Source organism: Hydrogenophaga sp. PAMC20947 (assembly GCF_004795855.1).
GTDB lineage: Bacteria > Pseudomonadota > Gammaproteobacteria > Burkholderiales > Burkholderiaceae_C > Hydrogenophaga.
The window spans coordinates 2,200,559-2,215,308 of record NZ_CP039252.1; the positions used below are offsets into that span (position 1 = coordinate 2,200,559).

The following is a 14,750-nucleotide window of genomic DNA, read 5'->3' on the forward strand; positions in this document are numbered from 1 at the left end:
ACGGTACGCCAAAATCGACCCCCCATAAGCGGAACCTGACGGGTGATCCCGACCCGGATTGAACAGCCGGGAGAAAGACCACCGCGCGCAGACTCCGTCTTGAAGGGCCATCCGGGTTTCCAAGCCATGGGCATCTAACGCGCGGGCTGATACGAATACGCTGCAGATCTGGCGCACCAGGTGGTTCTTGCATGCAGGTATGCGATCACAGCCTTGGGCCTCAACCCCCCTCCCATGGGTCGCTTCGCCAGGACCTTCATTTAAAAGCTCGGGGTCCGTGGTATTCAGGGTCCGCTATTGGGGGTCAGACACCACAGAAATCGCTGCCCGATCCATCTGCCCTTTCGCCGATGGGTTGCCCCCGGTGGGCTCCAAAAATGCCATCAAGCGATCTATACTGCCTTTGATTCAACAAGTCGGCAAATGGGCTCGGTACACATTTGTTCAATCCGTCGGGTTCAATTTGGGGAGTTTTTATGAGAGTTTCACTGGCGCTCACTTCTTTCCTTTTTTGCCTGTGCAGTGCATCTGCCCAGACCACCTTTCCCACGGAATACCCCGCCGAAGCCACTGCCATCGCGGGCACCGACCTCACAGCCCGACTGGCTGGGAAGGTGTTCACGGTGAAGTCGGCAACCAATGGCAACTGGCGCCTTGAATTCGACAACAGGGGCTACGTATTTGTTGATACCGACCAGGGTTTTCGCGACAACGGGCCGTGGCTGGTCGAGGGCGAAAAGTGGTGCACCAAATTGCCCAAAGCTGGAGACAACTGCTCAGAACTGTATGCGGTGGGCAATGTGCTGTACTACAAACGCGCCAGGAATGGAGAAGTGGTCCCGATGACCCTTCGCTGACTCGGGGGCCAGCCCCCGAGGCCAAGGCCTCCAACTTCGCAGGGCTGCGACGACCCTGCCGATGGGGTCAGATTCAAAGCCTTCGGCTTCAAGCCAGGGTTGACCGGTCAGGGGCAGTCGACCGTCAAGTCAACGTCGTAGGCCGTGAGTTCGGGCTTGTCTCGCGAAGGCTTGAAGTTTGCTTTGAGGGCCAGTCCGGTGGGCGTCAGCTTGATGGCCTTGGTGGTGCCGAATTTGTAGACCCTGCCACCGGCGAGCACGTTGAAAGCACCCCCGAGTTGGGTCATGTCAGCGGAAACCGAGACGGCGATGCCATCGCCGTTGCGGTCTTTGGCATCGGCCTCCATGCCCGGGTCAGACATGGCCTTGAGTCTGTCCGACGTTCCGAGCTTGCTCCGCTCGCAGACGGCCTTCACGTCGATCGGTTTCCCGTCGACGGTCCCCTTGATCGTGCCGTTGTAGCTGGGCGCCGCGTTGGCGAACCCGCTCAACAACAGACAGCATGCTGCCGCGAGGGTCTGAATGGCTTTCATTTGTCGGCTTCCTGGTGAGTGAACGACATTCACTCTACTACCACCGCAAGACCTGGGCAATGGGCCAAATCGCCACCCGTCGAAGCCATCTGGGGCTGGTCTCGCCCTTTTTTGCCTGAAAACGCTCACTGGTCAAAAAAGACTTACCCCCGCCGCCTGTGGGCGAACTTGTGGATAAGCTTGTTCACAAGCCGTCAAACCCTTGCGCCTGCTGGCTTTGCGAGGAGCGCCTAAATATTAAGCAGTGGCAAGCCAGCCGAATGCGGTGGCTGGGGTGTGTGGTATGGGCTGCTCAAAGGCCGCTGAGGCCCATTTGACACGCAGAATCAAGCAAAAGAAGCGCTGCATTGACCGGTACAGGCTGGCGCGGGGCCCACCCCGGTCGCACCACCACGGCAAGAGGCGCCGCGGGTGGTGATGGCTCAAAACCGGGCGTTATTTTTTACCGCCTCCGTTGCCATTGCCATTGCCCTTTCCCCCGCCGTTGCTGTTGCCATTGTTGCCATTGCCGCTACTGCCGCCTCCGTCGCCCTTGCCGCTGCCGCTGCTGCCGCCTCCGTCGCTGTTGCCCTTGCTGTTGCTGCTCCCGTTCCCGCGTTCGTTGCCTCTTTTATCGCTCTGGGTTTCGCTGCCTTTGCGGCCGTCGCTTTTGCTTGTGCTTTTACTCTTGCGGCTGTCAGCAACTTCGGTGCGTTTGGGGTCGTCAGCGCGCTTGGCGCGATTGGCCGCGCTCACGACCGGACCCAGCTTAAGACCCAGTGAGTGGGCAATTTCGCCCCAGCCCATGCCGCTGGTTCGTTGCGCCTGAATGGATTGGACTGCTGCGTTCACCTCAGCCGGGGTGGGGTTGGTGATGCCTTGTTTGCTCAAGTCCGCCAGGGCGAGGTGGGTGGCGAAGTCTTGCTTGGGTGCAGTTGCCTGCCTGATTGGCGCTTCTGGCGCTTCTGGCACGGCCGGCGTTGTCACCGTTACCTGCACGGTGGTGGCCGCATGGGCCCCCAGACTGGCGAGCAGGGCCGCGGATACAAGGACCTTGAGCATTGAATGGGGAGCGAGGCGCATGGTGTCTCCGTGTCGTTTTGAGATAAAACGTTGTCGAAGGGCAGTGTAGGGCCGGGACCGTCAGCACCAGCAACCAACGTGTAACAAATCAACGTGGCCCCAGGGACGCCCCACCCCGGACTCAGGTTTCGCCTTTTGCCTCTCCGGGCGGATACCGGGTAGAGGTCGCTGCGAGGTGTCGACCCCTTCGCCGTGTCTGCCGCGCTCAGTTGCCAAAGAACCCATTGCACAGTTGCTGCTCACAAGGCACACCGTCCCCATCGCCGTCCATTTTGGGATCGGGACAATTTTGCAGAAAAAACTTGGCCTCTTCGCAAGAGCTCATCTGCGAGCAATGCTGCCGCCCATCGCATTGGAAGGCGGGTTGTTGCGGCTGCCGCGTCACCGATACGGCTCCACCCATGAGCGACTGCGGCACGCCCCTCACCCCTTCGGACACACCTGCATAGCGGGAATACACATACCAACCCAAACCGGCGAGAAGCGCGATGGCCACCAGCACCGAGCCAAGGGAAGTGGACTGAGAGCTTGAATGGGTGCGCCGATGCGCGCGCAAGTCTTGCGCCTGAGGCGAGTGGTTGGGGCGGGCAGCTCTTGCCGCCCGTTTTGCCCCGGGTCGCTGAAGGCGCACGGCCCGTTTGCGCTGGTCGCGGTCCAGTTCGATCTCAAAGGTCAGCGCCTCGCCCACGGTGGGTGGCCGTCCGTCGCGTGGAAAAGCCGACACGTGCACAAACAACTCCTGGTCGCCATGCTCGGCCACCAGGAAGCCAAAGCCTCGCTCAACGTTCCATTTTTTGAGCGTGCCGTTGAATCGGGGCGTGGGGGTGTTCATGGCCAAGGGCAAGGGTAAGGGGTCATTGAGGAAAAAAAGGGTGCGCTGCTAGACGCTTGACCAGAGCGAGCGGTGGCAGGCCGCATCAACCTCCGCCTTGGGCATCCACGGCCAGTTCGATCAGCCAGCGGTCACCCCAGTTGGAAAACACCTGCGCCTGGTTGAATGTAGGGATCAGTTCTGACGCCAACGCGGGCTTGCGCTGTTTCGAGCCCAATGCTTCAACGTCTTTCGCCGAATGGGTTTCTTCGCTAACTGCGTCTTCTCCCATAATTGGGCGATTCTAAGGAGTTGAAACGGCGACACCGCCATCACCACTGACAAGGCTGCTGGGTACAGTTCGCGGGATTCAAATGTGGATTTCTGGGGGCAGCCTCCTATTTGAAGACCGCAAGTCTTCGCTGCGGGCCACGGCCGCCCAGGCTTCTGGTTGATACAGCCTTTTCCCGAGGCATGCTGGACGCCAAAAAACCTGCATTTTTTTGGGCGCGGCAGCACCTGGGTGTGCCCTTGACACCTTGCGATCCACGGCGTTGGCGCAAGGCCCTGCGGTGGGCGCAGGCATCTGTGACACGCCAGCCATGGCACGTTGCGCGGGTACAAAATGCGTCCATGCCAATACGCCGCCTCATGCTTTCGCTGGGGGTCTTGCTGACCCCTTTTGCTGCCATGCCCGCGCTGGCCCAAGTGCCGCCCTGCCCTGGCCTGCTTTCACACAGTTTTGCCCGCTTGCAAGACGGCGCACCGCAAAACCTTTGTCAGTACGCCGGCAAACTGGTGCTGGTGGTGAACACCGCAAGCTATTGCGGCTTCACCCCACAGTACGAGGGGCTGGAGGCGCTGTACGCGAAGTACGGGCCGCGCGGTTTGGTGGTGCTGGGTTTCCCGTCGAACAACTTCGGCCAGCAAGAGCCAGGCAACGCCAAGCAGATTGCCGATTTGTGCTTCAACACCTATGGCGTGAAGTTCCCGATGTTCAACAAATCCGACGTGGTGGGCGCGCAGCGCAACGCCTTCTACACCCAGCTGTTTCAGGCCACGAAGGCCGCACCGCAGTGGAACTTCCACAAATACCTGATCAGCCGCGACGGCCAGCGCGTCGCCAGCTTTGCCAGCGAAGTCGAGCCGGGCAGCGCGGCGATGGTGACGGCGGTTGAGGCGGGCTTAAGCCAGAAACCTTGAAGCGGCTCGAGCGCGTGGGCGCACGCTGTCACTCACGCACGCGCGGGGTCCGGTTCGGCACAGGCCAACGTTATATAGCCCGTCTCGCGGAACACCACGCCGCCTTTCTCCAGCGCGGCCAAGGTGCGGTAGAGCGCTTCGTGGGTCACGGCCAGCTCGGTGGCCAAAGACTTCAGGCCAGTCCCGATGCGAAGGCGGCCATCCACACCTTCGGTTTCAATCATGTGCAGCAGCCGTTGGTCCACACCCTTGAGCGACATGCGCTCACACTGCGCCCGCAGCCGGCGCACCTCTGCGTTGAGCATGGCGATCCAGCGCAAGGCGAAGGCCGGGTCTGACGCCAGCGCTGCCCTGAGCGGCTCGATGGGCAGCGACACCGCCTGACCCGCGGCGATCACCACCGCGTCGCAGTGGTAGCTGCCCGATTGCAGGCTGGCCTCGGCCACAAAACCCTCGCGAACCCGCTGAAGCACCACGGTATTGCCCTGTTCACCCAGGCGCTCCAGCGCGATCTCGCCGCAGACCACGAAGACCATGCGGCGGGGTCTCTGGCGTTGCAGAAACAGGCGCTCTCCCTTGCGCAGTTCAACGCCAGATGCAAGGGCGGTGAGGCTGGCTGGGAGCAACTTGCGCAGCGTGTCGGGTAGCTGAAACGGTGGGCTCATAGGAACGTTGATGAATGCCGATGAAAGTTGGGCCGTATGATTCGAATCATATGTGAGCGGCCGCTTCGTACCGATAATCAAGCGCATCGGCACACGTTCAACCGGGGAAACCACATGCACATGTTCAAAACCACCCTCGCATCGCTTGGGCTTTTTCTGATGGGAACAGGCGCCGCGCATGCCCAGGCCATGGACCATTCCCAGATGGACCACAGCGCCCACATGGCCACTGCGGCTTCAGAGCAGCGTCAGGCAGGCGTTGCGCAGCGTGGCACAGACGTGATGCCCTTCAACCTGGCTGCGACCACCCATATCTTCACCAAGACGGCGCAAGGCGGTGTTCAACAGGTGGTGGTCAAGCAAGCCGACAACGCTGAGCAAGTCAAGCTGACGCGCCTGCACCTGCATGAGATTCGCGATCAATTCCTCAAGGGGGATTTTTCAGGGCCGGAGCGCATTCATGGACAGGACATGCCCGGCCTGGCCGCATTGAAGGCGGCCCGCCCGGGGCAGATCGCCATCACCTACAGGGAACTCAAGGACGGCGCCGAACTGAGCTACACCACAACCCAGGCCGCCCTCGTGGTGGCGCTGCACGCTTGGTTTGACGCACAGCTGTCCGACCACGGCAAGGACGCCATGGCGGGCCATGCCGCTCACGGTGCCATGCACAAACCGTGAGGGCGCTTTGAGGGAAGATACGAGGCTTGGCCTGGCCAAACCCCTGGACCGCGAAACCATGGCGCGGTCCGAGACGGTCTTCAGATCTGGGACTTGAAGTACTTGAATGAGTGAGAGAACGCGTCACGGACTTTTTCCATCTCAGCGACCGTTTTGTCCCAGGCATCGTCCCCAGCCGCCTGAAATTCCTTGAAATTGTCCATGGCCAGCTTGGACTGGGCCCGCAGCTTGACCATCTCAGCCTTGTAGGCGTCGCGGGCATCCTGCTTCGCCTCATCGGCCTTGGCCTCCAGCTCGTCCATCTTTTTGTTGAGGTCATCAAGCTGTTGCTTCATGCTGGCGGTGTATTCGTCGCGTTTCGTGGACATGTCGTGGTTCCTTGAAGTTGTTTGAGTGGGGATCGAAAGCGTCTTGCTTGCGACCGCAACGAACAACCAGCATAGGCCCTCGCGACCGGTCGAGGTTGCGCTAGGTCAATGGCCGCTCATGCGTGGTGTCGAATACGCCCAGCAGTGCTTTGATTCAAGTTGAACCCCGCGCCCAAGGCGCCGCCTGCCTCGGCAATCTTCGCGGACAAAAGCGCCAAGGGTGCGGCGCACCGGGTGTCGCACTCAGTGCAGCGTATTCGCCAAGATCTGGTGCATTTCCTGCTCAAGGCTCTTGGAGGGAATGATCACCATCTGCTTGCCGCCCACTTCTGTCGAGTAGCGCGGCGTCTCGCTGGCGTGTTGATAGGCCTCGCCGAGCCGGGCAATCAATCGCCCGACTTCGATTTGCGACAGCTTGTGTTCTTCGGCGAACTCCTTGAGGCCGGTGACCTCGCCATCGTGAATCCAGGCGATGCCAAAGTTTTTGGGCGGCTTGCCGAGGAACACAAAGGCTTCGTGCTCTGCCGGAACCACCTCCAGGTGGTCAGACACCTTGTGCGCCAGTTCCTCCAGCGGCATTTTGAGTTCATCGAGTATGACCATGGCCTCGTTGCCGGCCGGCAGCGGCGGATACTCAACCTTGCTGCCAAAAATCTTGTTCAGTAGTCCCATGTTGTTCTCCTTACGGAAGAATAAAAGAGAGCCTGACAACGGCCTACGCGCTCGGAGCGTGTGAGGGGCAAATGCGTCGCCAGACGCTTCAACCTTAGACCAACAGCGATCATTTTTCAAATCGGACCGACGAAATGCGATCACTGCCTCAGGGCATTCGAGATCGGGTCATGCCTTTTGCCTTCAACCCCCTTGCCCATGCCGCCATGTCACGCCCTTCTGGCATTGAATGCCTTGGCGCGATTCTTCACGTGACTTCGCGCGAGAACCGGCAGGCAACACGCTTGGTAGACGGTATTGACCACAGGTCTGGATCGATAGGTGTTTGTGTGTCAGCGCCGACCCCGTTTTGACCACCCGTGGCAGATCAGTGGTTCACCAAGCGCAGGGCAAAGGCTCGCTCGCCTGGCTGCCACTGCGCGCCGCTCAAACTTCGACCTGCTCCGGGCCATCCAGCTTGACTTCTCCTTCTTCGACATAGCGGCGGAAATCATCGACGGGCAAGGCCGCAGAGCCATGCGAATCGCCACTCACCCAGCTCAGGGTGGCGTCGGTTTCCGTGATCGACACCTCAACCGGACCTTCAGGAATCTCAACGGCAGGGCCGTCGCCTATGCGGTATTCAACCTTGCCCACAATGCTTGCTGTTTGAACCATCTGTATTCCTTTCAACGAACCACGAACTTTGCACACCAGTATGCGCCCGCAAGGTTTGCCAAGCACACCGCCACCCGCGCCACATGCAAGGTCTTACACCTGCGAACGGGGCATGGGCTGGCTGGCAAACAGAATCGCATGTGTTTGGAACCCGGTGTTTGAAGGCAACAGTCCATCCGGGCAATGTGCATTCGCGCAGCAAATTGATGGCCGGGTGCCGGCTGTAAGACTTCCCGCCTTCGTTTGACCAAAAGATGTACACCGCTACACACCATTTTTCGAATGCAACGGATCCCCCCATGTTCTTGATAAAAACCCTCTCTGTTTTTGCACTGGGCTTGGCCCTGTTCGCTCCGGCCTTTGCCGCTGAGCCCGTGAGCACCAGTTATTTTGGCAACACCGCGATTGGCGGGAAAGACACGGTGTCTTACTTCAGCGTCAAGGCGCGCTCAAGCCATCAGGTGGTCGAAGGCCTCGACCGCTTTGAGGTCGAGCACCTGGGCGCGACTTGGCGATTTGCATCGCAAGCGAGTGCCGACAAATTTACCGCCAACCCCGCCGCTTACGTGCCCGAATACAACGGCTATTGCTCCAACGCACTGGCAAGCGGCGAAGGTTTGATCAAAACCGATGGCTCTGTTTGGGAGTTTTTTGGCGACAAGCTGCACCTGTTCTACGCAGAGGCCGGCCGCCAGCGCTGGATCACCGGCGACTGGAAGGCCTACAACCAGGAGGCCGCCAAGGCTTGGGCTGCCATTCTCAAGAAGCACTGACAGCACGCCGGCGTTGGGTGCGCAGGCGCTGTCGAATCTTTTGACGTTGTTACTGCCTGAGCACCTGCCGGATGGTGGCGGCCAGTTCGCTGGCCACAAATTTGGCCACGTATGCGTCGGCCCCTACGGAGCTCACGTGTGCTTCGTTGGCCGTTCCGGTCAGGGACGAATGGATCACAACCGGGATCGACTTGAAGCGCTGGTCTTGCTTGATGTTGCGCGTCAGCGTGAATCCATCCATCACCGGCATTTCCAGATCGGTCAGCACAAGCGCCACTTTGTCCTGTGCGGACTTGCCTTCGGCATTGGCCTCAACTTCAATGGATTGCAAGCGCTCCCAGGCCTCTTGCCCGGTCTTGGTCATGATGTAGGGCGTGCCCATGGCGGCGAGCCCTTGTTCGATCATCATGCGCGCCACCGGCGAGTCGTCCGCGGCGAGGATGATGGATCCCTCGGGCAGGTTGACCGCCGCGCCAACCGACTGCGGGGTGATGGCTTCTTCTGCCGTGTGCATGACGTTGCGCAGGATCTGCTCCACGTCCAGCACCTGGACCAGGCGGCTCTTTTCAGCATCGCCGTCCAGCTTGGCGATGCTGGTCACCAGATCGCCGCCATTGCCTTCGGCGGCCAGGACGTTGCTCCACTCCAGCCGCACGATTTCGTCCACTTCTTCAACGGCAAAGGCCTGGGTTGTCCGGGCGTATTCGGTCACCATCAGAATCGTGAGCCCGCGCTTGGGAACACAGCCCACCACAGCGGGCAGGTCGATCACGGGGATGATCTGGCCGCGGATGTTGGCAATACCGAGCACGTTGGCCGGGGCGTTCGCCATGGCAGTGATGGTGGGCATGACCAGGATCTCGCGCACCTTGAAAACGTTGATGCCATACAGTTCGCGGCGTTCCGTTCCAGGGGCTTCTCCCAGGCGGAACAACAGCAGTTCAAACTGGTTGTTGCCCGTGAGGTTGGTGCGCTCGTCGGCGTCGTGCAACGGGGTTGTCATGCGGGAAAGCTCCGGTTTTTGGGTTCACACAGGATAGGGGCCGAAGCCACAAACCGAACCGCACAAGAGCCCCCCAAACGCGTCGCTGTTCGGGTTTTAGCCCCGCGGTGGTGGGAGAACAGCGCTGCCAGAATCCCCGGCCGCAGGGGTCTGGCGAGGGATGTACGCCAACTTTGGCTGGCAACCGCCCCCTCGACAGCCCCAGCGTGTTGCATTCCCGCATAAGACGCACACCACACAACACGGGGGCATTGGAAAATATCGGGTTAAATTATTCCCTTTTGCCTTCGATTGCGCAATCTGGTTCAAAGGCCTGCCCTCTTCCCATTGGATTTCCCCGCGCGGTTGATCGCGGCTGTTTGGGGTCGGGCTCCGGCATTTGATTTCACTCTCTAACATTCTTCAACATGAGCGCTTTTCGCTGGCTGTTTTTAACATTTGCCTTCGCGCTGGTTTTGGGCGGCGGCGGCAATGCGCTTTCTGAGGTGTACCGTTGGAAGGACAGCAACGGAACCGTTCACTTTAGCGATCAACCGGTGTCCACTGACCCGCAGGTGGTCAAAGAAGTGGTTGTTCCAGGCCCCAACCTGGTGGGAACCTTCAAAGCCAGCCCACCCCCACCCGAGGCCGAGCCGACCGCGCCCGATACGGGCGGCGTGATCTATCTTCCAGCCAAGAAGCCCGGCATCACCGCAACAAGCCAAGACAGTTGCCAGGCAATGGCCGCGGCTTTCGCAGCCAGTCGGGCTTGCTTCAATGCTTGCGGCCGAGACAACCGCTTCGGGAATGGCAGAAACAACACCGCTTGCGGCCACTGCACCGATCTGCCCATGCCGCGTTGTTGATGATCCAAACATGGCGCATGTTCGTGCCCGTCAAGGCTTTCGCGGGATGAAGCGCGAAACGCGATTGTTGGTGTGAATTCAAGGGGGCGCAGTCTCCTTGCCTTTGGGCTGGCGCTCAGGGGCAGTGCAACCGGCGTTGTCGCCTTGCGCAGCGCCCCGCGCTCAAAGATTCACCGGCCGGCTCGGTATGTTGGCGGCGTAGATCAACTCCACCGTCTTGCCATCGACCATCTGGAGCTGCACCGTCATGCGCCGAAACGACCACTTCAGGTCAACCGCTCCAAGCGCCGCGCCCGGCCGTGTCTTGGTGCTGATGGGCAGTCCGTAGCGCGCGCGCAGCGAAGCCTGCAAGGTTTTCAGCAACGCCTGGATGCGCTCGCGGGTGGCGGGTTGGGCCTGCAGGCGGATCCGCTGCAGGCGCTCAGACTCGAAGTGGAAAGTCACGGCGAAGGTCTCATCCGCAATCGAGGTGCTGGGGATTTCCAGCAACGCGCTGGGGTCCACTGAACGCTGGGTGGGCGAGGTTTCGCGGGCGTCGGGCATCAGGGCGCGGATCTCGGCCGGACTGGCTTGCATCGGTGCGTCGCGCCACAAGGTCTGGGCCGAGGCAGTCAATGCCATGCAGGTCAGCACAAGGCAGGTGAGGAAATGCTTCATGGTGCCAAGTGTGACGCAAGTGCCCGGTTCCGGCACATTTGGGGTTGGAAGCCCAGAGCCGTGGGCCCATCCGACTCGCTCGATCATCAGAAAAGCCCACGTTCAAAGCGCGTGGGCGTTTTCTTTGATGGCGCTCAGACCATGCGGGCTGGAGAGACCTCTGCCCTGGAGCGACAGGTTGCGAAGCGCTCGCGATGGCCTCTGACTGGGGGTTACTTGGGCAGCAACACTTTGTCGATCACGTGGATCACGCCGTTGGACTGAACCACGTCGGCAATCGTGACCGTGGCGGCACCGCCCTTTTCGTCGGTCAGCACGACTTTGCCGCCTGCGGATTTGGCCGTCAGGGTGCCGCCACTCACGGTTTTGATCATGGCCGAGCCTTTGCCGTCCATGATCATCTTGCGGACGGCAGCGGCGTCCCATTGGCCCGCGACCACGTGGTACGTCAAAACGTTGGTCAGCATGGCCTTGTTTTCGGGCTTGAGCAGGGCGTCAACCGTGCCGGCTGGCAAAGCAGCGAATGCAGCGTTGGTGGGCGCGAAGACGGTGAAAGGACCGGGGCCTTTCAGCGTGTCAACCAGACCCGCAGCCTTGACGGCGGCAACGAGCGTGGTGTGGTCTTTGGAATTGACGGCGTTGTCGATGATGTCTTTGGATGGCAGCATGGCTGCGCCACCGACCATGACATCGGCCATGGCAGCGACGGAGGCAGCCGACAAGACGGCGGCCAGGCCGACGGAGGTGAGTTTGCGGGAAACGACGGTCATGGAAAGATCTCCTGATGGGTTGAATGTTCACCGCTGTTGTGTGCGGCTTATCTGGATACGCAGCAGGTGCGGCGCTGGATTCAGGTGTTTCCCAAAAACTTTCACCCCCTCCTGAAACACCCGCAAACCGGCTTTGCCCCCTCGCGCGGAGGCCCGCCTGTCTGTTGAGACTGAAGCTTTGCTCAGGGCTCCGGTTTCATGGCGGGTTGAGGCAACACCGCATTGGATGAGGCTGGCGACCCGCACTGCGGCGGGGCGCGAGCGTCATTTCAGTGCGGCGTCCAGCATCAGCATGAACACGAAACCCGCCATGAGCATGGCCGAGGCCAGGCCCTCGAACCCGTTGCGGTGGGTTTCAGGAATGATCTCGTGGCTCACCACGAAGATCATGGCGCCCGCCGCCACCGCCAGCCCCACCGGGTAAAACGCCGGCATGCTGCCCAGCGCCCACAGGCCCAGAATGGCGCCCAGAGGCTCAGCCAAACCCGAGAGCGCCGCCACGCCCCACGACAAGGCAGCCCCCTTGCCCAGCGAACGCAGCGCCATGGCCACGATCAGCCCCTCGGGCATGTTCTGCAGCCCAATGGCCAACGCCACCGAAGCCCCTGCGGCCTGCGCGGCGCCGTCGGCCCCTGCCCCCAGGGCAGTGCCCGAGTACGCAGCACCCACGGCCAGGCCTTCGGGCACGTTGTGAATCAAGATGGCGAGCACCATCATCCAGGCGCGTTGGGTCTGCCCCAAGTCCCCAGCCGCCGCCCATTGCGTGGCATGGCCCTGCGCGGCCGGCGGCAACACCGGGTGTTCGTGCGGCATGGCCTTGTCAATGGCCAGCATCAAGCCCATGCCCAGCAACAGGCCCAAGGCCGTGAGCCCAGCCGAGCCCGTTTGCACCGCACCCGTGTTGGCCAGCATGGCCCGACCGGCTTCCAGCGAAGGCAACAGCAAGGCAAAGATGGCCGCCGACAGCATCACCCCGGCCGAAAATGCCATCAACGCCGATTCCTGCCGCTTGCTCACCCGCTGCACCAGAAACACCGGCAAGGCCCCCACCGCCGTGGCCAACGCTGCGAGCAGCGAAGCCTGCACCCCCGCCGTCATGGCGCTGCTGGCACCCGTGGCGTCCCACCACAACCGGGTTGGCGCCCAGAACGTGCTGCCCGCCATCAACCCCGCCATCAACAGCAGGCCCGCGCCCAAGGCCAGCAAGGCATTGCGCAAGGCAAACGGCGGCAATGGCCGTTCCAGCTGTTGAAGCTGGAACCACACGGGCTGGATCTGGCGGATAAAGGCGGTCATGAGCAAAGCGCTTGGAAGCGAAGTTCTTTATTGAGAATGATTCTCATTCTATTCAAACCATGGCGCTTGTCCATTTGAAAGTGGCAATGGGGGCGATAGCGGGCACAAGGTGGCGCGCTGGCCAGCGCTCGACACCGGTTCTGCGTGGCGGCATCGCGGACTGATGGCGGGTTGGGGGTTGGGTTCCGCAGGCGCTTTGGATGGGGCGTGCAGGGGGCGCAGGTCAAAAATGGGCCGCTTCAGCCCATGCCTGGGCGCACATTGTGCAGCCCTACCCAGTCTGAAGGCATTCCACATGCCTACAATCGCGCCCAATGAAAATCATCAACTCCATCATGGTCGTTATTGGCTGGGTCTTCGCCATTTGTGCGGTGCTGTCTGCCCTCGGTCTGGGCTCGGTGCACCTGCATTTTGGCCCGTTCGATTTCCATTTGCCGACGCATTTCCGCTGAACCTGCCCAACCCGGTCCACGCCCTCGGGGCCAGATACGGTCTTGAACGGCACGGAAATTTATCGAAAAATGGGCATCAAGCAGGATGGGTAACTTGAGTGCACCCTAGTTCTGGCGCCCCAGCTTGCGCATGCAGCCGGCAATTGCCGCAGTGGGCGCCAAAGACCGATAACGGGAACATGTACAGCACAGGTCGATACAACCACTTCAGGCCACTACCCTGAAGAGCGCGGCCGAGGCCTTTGGCTCAAAAGGTCACGGCTTGACAGTCAGCTCATCGTGAATCGTGTGGGCGCCCTCTGCGACCCGAGCGGCGCTGAGGGCTGTATCGATATCCCTTTGGCTTTGCATCTCACCCGTGAGCCGAACGTCGCCCTTGGTGGTAACGACTGTGATGTCCAGTCCCGCCAAGCTGGGTTCGCTGTTAAGCGCGGACTTGACGTGGGCGGTGACGTCAATGTCCGAGACGTTGTCGGCTGCGCCTTCACTTGCAGTCGGCGCGTGAAGGGACATCCTGGCCTCAGGCTTGCTGCATGCGGTCAGCAGCATCGTGCAGCAGGCAGTCAACAAAAGCAATTGGGTGGTGGATTTCATGGGTGACTTTCGTGGGGTTTGGGTGTGAATCCGTTCGCACAGTGGATCTACTCGGAAGGAGTGAAGGTGCGGGCTGTCACAGTGCAGTGTTCGTCGCAGCGCACCAGGAGACGTGAACGCAAACTGGCGTGCTGGCGTGCTGGCATTGTTGAGGTTGCGCGGCAGCTGCTCCAACCACTGCGGGCTTTTCTATTTCCATCGCGCGCATGCAGGTCGGGGCCGCCAGGGCAGCAATGGAGTCAACAGAGTTGATGAACGTCCATTCGACGGCCACCGAGACGACGCGCACGGGGTCTTGCAGGACCTGAGTTGGTGCCTGGGCCCACAACCCTCCGAACTGGACAGCTGCAAAAGGACCATCAGGCGGCGAGCCAATCGGGTGATCACGGGGCGTCCTCGTGGAAAGGTCGAAAGCACCGGATTCTGCAAGGGGTATGTGCGCTGTCGAACGAAGTCAGGGAATGCATGTCGGTCAACCCAAAGGGGGGTTTCATTTTTTCTCGAGCCTGAAATCAGCTCGCAAACCGCCAACGGAAGCGCCTGGGGTCAAGTCGTCGCTCTGTAGACCTGCTCGGCTGTTGTGGTACGCACCTGCATGCCCGACGGCACTGCGTGCCTGAGGGTTCAGGTCATGTGGCGCGGCCCGGATTGCTGCGCATCCACCAGCGTGTCGCCCGGGTGCTGGCCCAGCACGTACGGCACCGACACAAAGGCCACGGTACAGACGGCAAACAGTGTGGCCGCAACGACCCGGACAATGGGTTGGAGGAAATTCTTGAGATCGGTGTTCATGTTAAATCCTGTAATCGCTGAAGGGGTTGAAGGGGATGAAGTGCAATGGTCCACGCTGG

The 14,750-nt window shown here is 60.9% G+C and carries 20 protein-coding genes; 6 read left to right on the plus strand and 14 right to left on the minus strand.

Features of this window, described 5'->3' with window-relative positions:
* Window positions 1-476 precede the first annotated feature (476 nt).
* Window positions 477-857 (plus strand): hypothetical protein, encoded by a 381-nt coding sequence (locus E5678_RS09780; RefSeq protein ID WP_136178346.1) that lies wholly within the window; start codon window positions 477-479, stop codon window positions 855-857.
* Between the two features lie 107 nt (window positions 858-964).
* Here the strand turns inward: E5678_RS09780 and E5678_RS09785 are convergent, their stop codons facing one another.
* The 4 genes from E5678_RS09785 to E5678_RS09800 all read right to left on the minus strand — a co-directional run bounded on the left by E5678_RS09785 (window position 965) and on the right by E5678_RS09800 (window position 3,555).
* Window positions 965-1,390: a hypothetical protein gene (locus E5678_RS09785; protein ID WP_136178347.1), complete on the minus strand. Its 426-nt coding sequence runs from the start codon at window positions 1,388-1,390 to the stop codon at window positions 965-967.
* Window positions 1,391-1,825: 435 nt separating this feature from the next.
* Window positions 1,826-2,452, minus strand: a complete 627-nt coding sequence (locus E5678_RS09790) for a hypothetical protein (protein WP_136178348.1) — start codon at window positions 2,450-2,452, stop codon at window positions 1,826-1,828.
* 205 nt (window positions 2,453-2,657) lie between these two features.
* Window positions 2,658-3,284, minus strand: coding sequence for an excalibur calcium-binding domain-containing protein (locus E5678_RS09795; protein ID WP_136178349.1), 627 nt, complete (start codon window positions 3,282-3,284; stop codon window positions 2,658-2,660).
* Between the two features lie 85 nt (window positions 3,285-3,369).
* The gene (locus E5678_RS09800) at window positions 3,370-3,555 is read right to left on the minus strand and encodes a hypothetical protein (protein ID WP_136178350.1); all 186 of its coding nucleotides are present in this window, start codon (window positions 3,553-3,555) and stop codon (window positions 3,370-3,372) included.
* A gap of 398 nt (window positions 3,556-3,953) precedes the next feature.
* Between E5678_RS09800 and E5678_RS09805 the strand changes: the two genes are divergently transcribed.
* Window positions 3,954-4,466 (plus strand): glutathione peroxidase, encoded by a 513-nt coding sequence (locus tag E5678_RS09805; protein WP_247597015.1) that lies wholly within the window; start codon window positions 3,954-3,956, stop codon window positions 4,464-4,466.
* 32 nt (window positions 4,467-4,498) lie between these two features.
* Here the strand turns inward: E5678_RS09805 and E5678_RS09810 are convergent, their stop codons facing one another.
* A complete protein-coding gene (locus E5678_RS09810; protein ID WP_168708528.1) occupies window positions 4,499-5,131 on the minus strand; it encodes a Crp/Fnr family transcriptional regulator in 633 nt (210 codons plus the stop codon).
* Window positions 5,132-5,320: 189 nt separating this feature from the next.
* Between E5678_RS09810 and E5678_RS09815 the strand changes: the two genes are divergently transcribed.
* Window positions 5,321-5,812 (plus strand): aspartate carbamoyltransferase, encoded by a 492-nt coding sequence (locus E5678_RS09815; protein ID WP_247597016.1) that lies wholly within the window; start codon window positions 5,321-5,323, stop codon window positions 5,810-5,812.
* An 80-nt stretch (window positions 5,813-5,892) separates the two neighbouring features.
* Here E5678_RS09815 and E5678_RS09820 read toward each other — a convergent pair whose 3' ends face one another.
* The 3 genes from E5678_RS09820 to E5678_RS09830 all read right to left on the minus strand — a co-directional run bounded on the left by E5678_RS09820 (window position 5,893) and on the right by E5678_RS09830 (window position 7,509).
* On the minus strand, window positions 5,893-6,180 hold the full coding sequence (locus E5678_RS09820; protein WP_136178354.1) for a hypothetical protein: 288 nt from the start codon (window positions 6,178-6,180) through the stop codon (window positions 5,893-5,895).
* Window positions 6,181-6,423: 243 nt separating this feature from the next.
* Window positions 6,424-6,852 carry a hypothetical protein gene (locus E5678_RS09825; RefSeq protein WP_136178355.1) on the minus strand — a complete coding sequence of 143 codons (429 nt, stop codon included), beginning with the start codon at window positions 6,850-6,852 and terminating at the stop codon, window positions 6,424-6,426.
* 426 nt (window positions 6,853-7,278) lie between these two features.
* The gene (locus tag E5678_RS09830) at window positions 7,279-7,509 is read right to left on the minus strand and encodes a hypothetical protein (protein WP_136178356.1); all 231 of its coding nucleotides are present in this window, start codon (window positions 7,507-7,509) and stop codon (window positions 7,279-7,281) included.
* 299 nt (window positions 7,510-7,808) lie between these two features.
* Between E5678_RS09830 and E5678_RS09835 the strand changes: the two genes are divergently transcribed.
* Window positions 7,809-8,282, plus strand: coding sequence for a YHS domain-containing (seleno)protein (locus E5678_RS09835; protein WP_136178357.1), 474 nt, complete (start codon window positions 7,809-7,811; stop codon window positions 8,280-8,282).
* 49 nt (window positions 8,283-8,331) lie between these two features.
* On the opposite strand, the gene E5678_RS09840 is transcribed toward E5678_RS09835, so the two are convergent.
* On the minus strand, window positions 8,332-9,285 hold the full coding sequence (locus E5678_RS09840; RefSeq protein ID WP_136178358.1) for a chemotaxis protein: 954 nt from the start codon (window positions 9,283-9,285) through the stop codon (window positions 8,332-8,334).
* Between the two features lie 407 nt (window positions 9,286-9,692).
* Here E5678_RS09840 and E5678_RS09845 point away from each other — a divergent pair, with 407 nt between their 5' ends.
* Complete coding sequence (locus E5678_RS09845) at window positions 9,693-10,130, plus strand: DUF4124 domain-containing protein (RefSeq protein ID WP_136178359.1); 438 nt, start codon at window positions 9,693-9,695, stop codon at window positions 10,128-10,130.
* 162 nt (window positions 10,131-10,292) lie between these two features.
* Here E5678_RS09845 and E5678_RS09850 read toward each other — a convergent pair whose 3' ends face one another.
* The 3 genes from E5678_RS09850 to E5678_RS09860 form a co-directional block, all read right to left on the minus strand.
* Window positions 10,293-10,787, minus strand: coding sequence for a hypothetical protein (locus tag E5678_RS09850; RefSeq protein ID WP_136178360.1), 495 nt, complete (start codon window positions 10,785-10,787; stop codon window positions 10,293-10,295).
* A 212-nt stretch (window positions 10,788-10,999) separates the two neighbouring features.
* Window positions 11,000-11,557, minus strand: coding sequence for a fasciclin domain-containing protein (locus tag E5678_RS09855; protein WP_136178361.1), 558 nt, complete (start codon window positions 11,555-11,557; stop codon window positions 11,000-11,002).
* 264 nt (window positions 11,558-11,821) lie between these two features.
* Window positions 11,822-12,853, minus strand: a complete 1,032-nt coding sequence (locus tag E5678_RS09860; protein ID WP_136178362.1) for a ZIP family metal transporter — start codon at window positions 12,851-12,853, stop codon at window positions 11,822-11,824.
* Window positions 12,854-13,167: 314 nt separating this feature from the next.
* Between E5678_RS09860 and E5678_RS22280 the strand changes: the two genes are divergently transcribed.
* A complete protein-coding gene (locus E5678_RS22280) occupies window positions 13,168-13,305 on the plus strand; it encodes a hypothetical protein (protein ID WP_168708529.1) in 138 nt (45 codons plus the stop codon).
* A gap of 255 nt (window positions 13,306-13,560) precedes the next feature.
* On the opposite strand, the gene E5678_RS22630 is transcribed toward E5678_RS22280, so the two are convergent.
* The gene (locus E5678_RS22630) at window positions 13,561-13,899 is read right to left on the minus strand and encodes a BON domain-containing protein (RefSeq protein WP_247596972.1); all 339 of its coding nucleotides are present in this window, start codon (window positions 13,897-13,899) and stop codon (window positions 13,561-13,563) included.
* A gap of 624 nt (window positions 13,900-14,523) precedes the next feature.
* Window positions 14,524-14,691, minus strand: coding sequence for a hypothetical protein (locus tag E5678_RS22285; protein ID WP_168708530.1), 168 nt, complete (start codon window positions 14,689-14,691; stop codon window positions 14,524-14,526).
* Window positions 14,692-14,750: the final 59 nt, after the last annotated feature.